5 protein-coding genes are annotated in these 6,802 nt (G+C 61.7%); all 5 read left to right on the top strand.

Annotated elements, in window-relative coordinates:
* Positions 1-3: 3 nt before the first annotated feature.
* Positions 4-2,190 (top strand): methionine--tRNA ligase, encoded by a 2,187-nt coding sequence (gene metG, locus QM649_RS17320; protein ID WP_415200323.1) that lies wholly within the window; start codon positions 4-6, stop codon positions 2,188-2,190.
* A 2-nt stretch (positions 2,191-2,192) separates the two neighbouring features.
* Entirely contained in the window at positions 2,193-3,026 is an 834-nt protein-coding gene (locus tag QM649_RS17325) for a TatD family hydrolase (RefSeq protein ID WP_415200324.1), read from the top strand.
* Positions 3,027-3,101: 75 nt separating this feature from the next.
* Entirely contained in the window at positions 3,102-3,605 is a 504-nt protein-coding gene (locus QM649_RS17330) for a YajQ family cyclic di-GMP-binding protein (RefSeq protein WP_415200325.1), read from the top strand.
* Between the two features lie 52 nt (positions 3,606-3,657).
* On the top strand, positions 3,658-4,686 hold the full coding sequence (locus QM649_RS17335; protein WP_415200326.1) for a polyprenyl synthetase family protein: 1,029 nt from the start codon (positions 3,658-3,660) through the stop codon (positions 4,684-4,686).
* Between the two features lie 128 nt (positions 4,687-4,814).
* Positions 4,815-6,802: phospholipid carrier-dependent glycosyltransferase (locus QM649_RS17340; protein ID WP_415200327.1), on the top strand; the 1,988-nt coding region annotated here is incomplete at its 3' end.

The raw sequence follows: 6,802 nt of genomic DNA on the forward strand, positions 1-6,802 counted from the left end.
TTTGTGACTGCACTCTTTTTGCCCATGTCGAACAAGTTTTATCTCACTACGCCGATCTACTACGTCAACGCGCGTCCGCACATCGGGACCACGTACACCACCGTTGTGGCCGACGCCATCGCCCGCCGCAAGCGCGCCCTCGGCTTCGAAACCTGGTTCCTGACCGGCACCGACGAGCACGGCCAGAAGATCGAGCGCTCGGCCGAGAAGGCCGGGCTGAGCCCGCAGGCATTCACTGATAAGGTTTCGGCGCAGTTCAAGGCCCTGTGGGACCGGATGGGCCTCACCTACGACGACTACATCCGCACCACCGAGCCGCGCCACACCCGCGCCGTTCAGAAGCTCTTCGCCCTGCTGCGCGACAAGGGCTTCATCTATAAGGACACCTACACCGGCCAGTACTGCGTCTCCGATGAGGCCTTCGTCGATGTGCCTCCGGGCGCGCCCTGCCCCGACTGCGGCCGCATCACCGAGACCGTCTCCGAAGAGAATTACTTTTTTAAGCTTTCAGCGTTTGAGCGCCCGCTGCTCGAGCTCTTCGAGTCGCAGCCGGAGTTCATCCAGCCCGCCACGCGCCGCAACGAGGTCATGTCCTTCGTCAAAGCCGGTCTGAAAGACCTCTCGGTCAGCCGCACCAGCTTCACCTGGGGCATCCCGGTGCCGGGCGACGAAAAGCACGTCATCTACGTGTGGATGGACGCGCTGGCCAACTACATTACGGCGCTTGGCTGGGGTTCGGACGATACCTCGAAGTTCGAGAAGTTCTGGCCCACCGACCTGCACATCGTCGGCAAGGAGATCACGCGCTTCCACTGCGTCTACTGGCCGGCCTTCCTGATGGCCGCCGGTCTGCCGCTGCCAAAGTCGATCGTCGGCCACGGCTGGCTGCTCTTTGAAGAGAGCAAGATGTCGAAGTCGCGCGGCAATATCGTACGCGCGGAGACCATCCTCGAAGTCCTCGGGGCCGATGCCCTGCGCTACTTCCTGCTGCGCGAGATCGTCTTCGGGCAGGACGGTAACTTCTCCTTCGACGCGCTGGTCCAGCGCTACAATTCGGACCTTGCCAACGGCTACGGCAACCTCGTGAGCCGCACACTGGCGATGATCGGCAAGTATTTCGATGGAGTGGTCCCTGCGCCCGAACCTTACCCTGATTCGGACCATGCAACTGCCGGGAATCAGGTTGGCAAGCAAGCCTATCTTTCGGAGAGATTTCCCGAGATAGCAGAGAAGTTTAACGAGGAGTTCGAAAAACTAGATTTTTCCCGTGCGGTGGCCACACTTTGGGGATTTATCTCTGAGGTGGACGTCTTCATCACGGCAGAAGCTCCGTGGAAGTTAGCTTCGTCCGAAAATGAACTACTTCGCTATCAGCTCGCGACTGTGCTCTACACCGCCGCTGAGGCCATCCGCATCCTCACCGCGCTGGTTTATCCCGTAATTCCCGATGCCGCCGCCAAGGTATGGGCCCAGCTCGGCCTGGGCGATATCCGCACCACAGATTTGAAGAACCTTGCATGGGGAGGCCTGCAGCCGGGCACGAAGCTCGGCGAACTGGGCCCGGTCTTCCCCCGCGCAGAAAAGGACGCTGTCGACCGTATGAAGCAGATCGAAGAAGAGAACAACTCCGCCGCAGCAGCGGCTGCACCCGTGGCCGAAACGCCGAAGGTGGCCGAAACTCCCACCGCCCCCGCAGAACACCCCTCGCGGCTGAAGTCCGCGCTCGAAGGCCTGGCCACGGCCATCTCCGAGTCCACCTCGGAATCGGCCGCCATCACCGCGCTCGAGACCTTTGTCGAGAACAACATCGGCGATGGCGCTGCGGAAGCCGCGCCTGCTGGTCCGGCCTACCCCGAGCGCAGCCCCGAGATCACCATCGACGACTTCATCAAGGTGGACCTGCGCGTCGCCCAAATCAAGGTTGCCGAACGCGTTCCCAAGGCTGATAAGCTCCTGCGCCTCGAGGTCGACCTGGGCTACGAGCAGCGCCAGATCCTGGCTGGACTCGCCGAAACTTACGCCCCCGAGTCGCTGGTTGGACGCAAGGTGGTCATCGTGGCCAACCTCGCTCCGCGCAAGCTCCGTGGCTTCGAGTCGAACGGCATGGTCGTCGCCGCCTCGCTCGAGGGCGGCAAGCCCGCTCTGGCTGCCTTTATCGAGGACATCGAGATCGGCGCACGCCTGAAGTAAGCATGATCGACTCCCACGCCCATCTCGACAGCACCCGCTACGCGGAGGACCGCGACGCGCTCCTCCGCCGCGCGCATGAGGCGGGCGTCCGCGCCATCCTCTCGATCGGCATCGGCGACGGGCCGGACACCATGCACGAGGCCCTCGATATCGCCCGTAAGTATGCAGGCAAACCGGGTGTCCCGAAAATTTTCGCCTCGGCCGGGGTCCATCCGCAGGATATTCCGCAGCTCGATAACGCGGCTTGCACCAAGCTCGACGAACTCCTGCAGGCGCCCGAAGTCATCGCCTGCGGCGAGATCGGCCTGGACTACTACCATCCTGAGAACGCCCCGCGGGAGGTGCAGATGGCGGCCTTCTCGCGCCAGATGGAGATCGCCGCTTCGCGCAAGAAGCCGATCATCATTCACTGCCGCCCGTCCGACGGCTCGGCGAACGCCTGGGACGACACGCTGGCCCAGCTCGAAGCCGAATGGCGTCCGACCGGTCTCGGCGGCATCCTACACTGCTTCACCGGCGAACTTCACCATGCTCAACAGGCCCTCGACCTCGGCTTCCTGATCTCGTTCGCTGGCAATTCGACCTACCCCAAGGCGCAGCCCATCCGCGATGTGATGGCCGAGCTGCCGCTCGAACACATGCTCATTGAGACCGACGCGCCCTTCCTTGCGCCGATTCCCAACCGCGGCAAGCGCAACGAGCCGGCATGGGTGGCGGAAGTGGCACGCACCGTTGCGGCGGTCAAGCGCATCTCTCCAGAAGAAGCCGCTTTCGGTACCACGCAAAATTTTTATCGCCTTTTCCGCACCGCAGCTGGTCAGGAATTTCCCGCCTGAGCGCGGATTCCACCCTTCGGGCGGATAATCTAATAAGAAACGAACAGATACTCTGAAAAGAGACGGAGCAGCGTAATGGCAGCAGATAATTCATTTGACATCGTCTCCAAAGTCGATGTGCAGGAAGTTCGCAATGCGATCGATCAGGCGGTGAAGGAAGTTCGTGCCCGCTTCGATCTGAAGGATTCGAAGTCCGAGATCAAGCTTGAAAACGAGGATAAGGACATCCAGCTGGCCAGCGAGAACGAGTACAAGCTCGACGCGGTGAAGGAAATCCTCTCGCAGAAGATGGTCAAGCGCGGCATTCCGCTCAAGAACCTCGAGTACGGCAAGGTTGAGCCGGCGACGGGATCGAGCGTCCGCCAGAAGGTAACCCTGCAGCAGGGCGTGCCCTCCGAGAAGGCCAAGGAGATCGTCCGGGTCATCAAGGACTCGAAGAAGAAGGTTCAGGCCACGATCCAGGGCGACACCGTCCGCATCACCGGCAAGGATCGCGATACTCTACAGGAAGTGATCGCGCTGCTGAGGGGTAAGGACTTCGGCATCGATCTTCAGTTCACGAACTTCCGTTCCAACTAGTTCTCTTATTCACTTTTCCAGGCGACCGGAAAGACAGCGAGTATCAGCCCGAGTGAGCACACTGGCCATAGCAACGGCAAAAGAAGTCTTTGACCTGCTGCACGACGACCTTCGCGCCATCGAACGCGAATTCGAGGCCGATGCTGTCTCATCCGTCGCCGTCATCACCCAGATCTCCGGCTATCTGCGCGAGGGCGGCGGCAAGCGCCTCCGTCCTTCGCTGTTGCTGCTCTCTGCGCGCGCCCAGGGCTTTTCGGGCCACGCCATGGTCCGCCTCGGCGCCGTCGTCGAAATGGTCCACACCGCCACGCTGGTGCACGACGACATCATCGATGCCGCCGACACCCGCCGCGGACGCCCCTCGGCCAACACCACCTGGGGCAACGGCAAATGCGTCCTCGCCGGTGACTGGCTTTACATGCAGGCCTTCCGCGTGGCGCTCGAGGAGCGCAATTTCCGCATCCTCGATCTGCTGATCGGCCTGACCCAGCAGATGGTCGAAGGCGAACTGCTCCAGATGGAGAAGCTCGGCCTTTGTATCGGTGAGAGCGACTACAACGCACTCATCTACCGCAAGACCGCCTGCCTCTTTGAAGTCTCGATGCGTCTCGGCGCGGTGCTGGCCGGAATTCCTAAATCGCAAACGAATGGCCACGCTGCCTCCGATACACCTTCCGAAGCCGAAGAGCGGATGGGCGAGTACGGCCGCGCGCTGGGCATGGCCTTCCAGATCGTCGACGACGTACTCGACCTGACCGCCTCGGAAGAGGTCCTGGGCAAGCCGGTGGCGAGCGACCTGCGCGAGGGCAAGGCTACTCTGGCCGTCATCCACGCGCTCGAGAACGGCTCAGAGGAAGATCGCCAGGCCATCCGCACGGTCCTCGAGGACCGCGACTTCCATCGCGTGACCCACACGCAGATTCTCGCCATCCTGGAACGCCATGGCTCGATCGAGTATGCGATGAACATCGCGCTCGAATACGCCGAGACCGCCCGCCAGGCCCTCAGCTTCCTGCCCGAGTCGGACTACAAGCGAGCCCTGCTGTGGGTACCGGACTTCGTCGTCGCGCGCGACCGATAGCGCCACCGGAGTTCTTCTTTTCAGCCCGATCGCCATGCGGTCGGGCTTTCCTGCTTCTGCGCTGTATCAGTTCGCTTGCCTGCGATACAGTTCTTGCCATGTCCGGATTCTTCCAACGGCGGCGAGCTTTGACCGCCGCATGCGTTCTGCTGCTGATTGCTGCCTTTGCCGCCCAGATGATCCACGCCGTCCGTGGCCAGTCCCTCACCTGGGACGAGGACAACCACATTTTCGCCGGCTATATGAGCTGGAAGACCGGCGACTTTGGCCTGAACCCCGAGCACCCTCCGCTGGTAAAGCTGGTGGCCACACTTCCGCTGCTGCCGCTGCCGCTCCATGTGCCCAAGCTGCAGGGCCGGTTCTTCAAAACCGAGTCGTACCTCAGCGGCCGCACCTTTCTCTTCGGCAACGGCCCGCAGTATCCCGTAAACACGCTCGTCTTTCGTGTGCGCATGGCCGCGATGAGCCTTACGCTGCTGATGGCGCTGCTTGTCTTCCTCGCAGCGCAGGAGATGTTCTCGACTGAAGCCGGGCTGCTGGCGCTCACGCTTCTGGTCTTCGAACCGAGCATCGTGGCACACGGCGCGTATGTGACGACCGACTCCGGCGTCTCGTGCTTTCTCTTCGCCACGGTGTACGCGCTCTATCGATACATCCAGCGGCCAACGTGGACGCGCCTGTGTGTAACCGCGCTGGCTGCCGGACTCGCGCTCGCGAGCAAACACTCGGCCGTGCTGTTAGCCCCGATTCTCTTCCTGCTGCTATGCGGTGTACTTCTGTTGAGCCGCCTGCGCCGCAATGAGAGCAGGCCGTTGCAGCTACCGGGAGCAAAGCAGCTGGCCATAGCAGCTGCCGTCATCACCTTGCTGGGATGCGCGGTGCTCTGGGCCTTCTACGGATTCCGCTACTCCGCACGCCCTGCGCCACTGGCGCTTGCGCCCACGCTCGCCGATTACACGCATCCACTGCGGCCGCTCGAAGCGCACGGCATCCTGCTCTTCGCAAAGCTTCATCTTTTGCCGGAGTCCTGGCTCTATGGACTGACCGATGTCCGCGCCATGGCCAACGGTATGCAGAGCTTCGTGCTGGGCAAGGTGTACGAACACGGCGTGTGGTTCTATTTCCCTGTCGTCTTCGTGCTCAAGTCGACGCTGGGCTTCCTTGCGCTCTTCGTGCTCGCGCTTGCGGCATGGCTCACCGGCAGGCTGCGCCGTCCGCTCGAAACACTCTTCCTGCTGCTTCCGCCTGCGATCTACTTCTTCGTCGCCATGACGTCCAGCCTGAACATCGGCGCACGCCACATTCTGCCTGTCTGGGTATTTCTCTCGGTCTTCGTCGCGGGCGCGACACTGAGCTTGGCCCGGCAAAGCCGCGTATGGACAGGCGTAATCCTTGCACTGGCCGCGCTGCACGTGATCTCCTCCCTGCGCGCCTATCCCAACGACATTGCCTACGCCAACGAACTATGGGGCGGACCTGCGAAGACGCATCTCTATCTGAACGATTCGAACACCGACTGGGGCCAGCAGCTGATCGACGTGAAGAAGTATGTCGACGAGCACCACATCGCCGATTGCTGGTTCGCCTATTTCGTACAGCCCTTCGTGGACTTTCACAGCTATGGCATCCCCTGCCGGCCTCTCCCCACGCCTGACACCATGAGCGTGGATGAGCAGTACACGGTGCCTCCCGTCATTCACGGGCCGGTTTTTCTGAGTGCCGGAAGCTGGACAGGCTTCGAATACGGATCCGTGATCCTGAGCCCGTATCGCGGCTTTGAGGCGATCAAACCGGATGCGCTCATCGATGACGGCGTGCTCGTCTACAACGGAACCTATAATGTCCCTCTCGCTGCCGCGACGATTCAGGTACAGAAATCTCAGGATGCACTTGCCGCAAAGCACGTATCTGATGCTGTAAGCGAAGCGCAGGCCGCGGTCGAGCAGGCGCCTGAAGATTTCTCGCCCAACGTGGCTCTGGGAGATGCTGAATCCGCAGCAGGCGATACGGCTGCCGCACGTGCCGCGTATGAAAAAGCAGTCGTCATCGCGCACACCATGGAGCCGCAGGGACAGGATCTCTGGCTGCCTCAGCTTGCAGCGAAACTCCAGGGATT

The organism is Silvibacterium sp. (assembly GCF_047605705.1).
Classification (GTDB): domain Bacteria; phylum Acidobacteriota; class Terriglobia; order Terriglobales; family Acidobacteriaceae; genus Silvibacterium.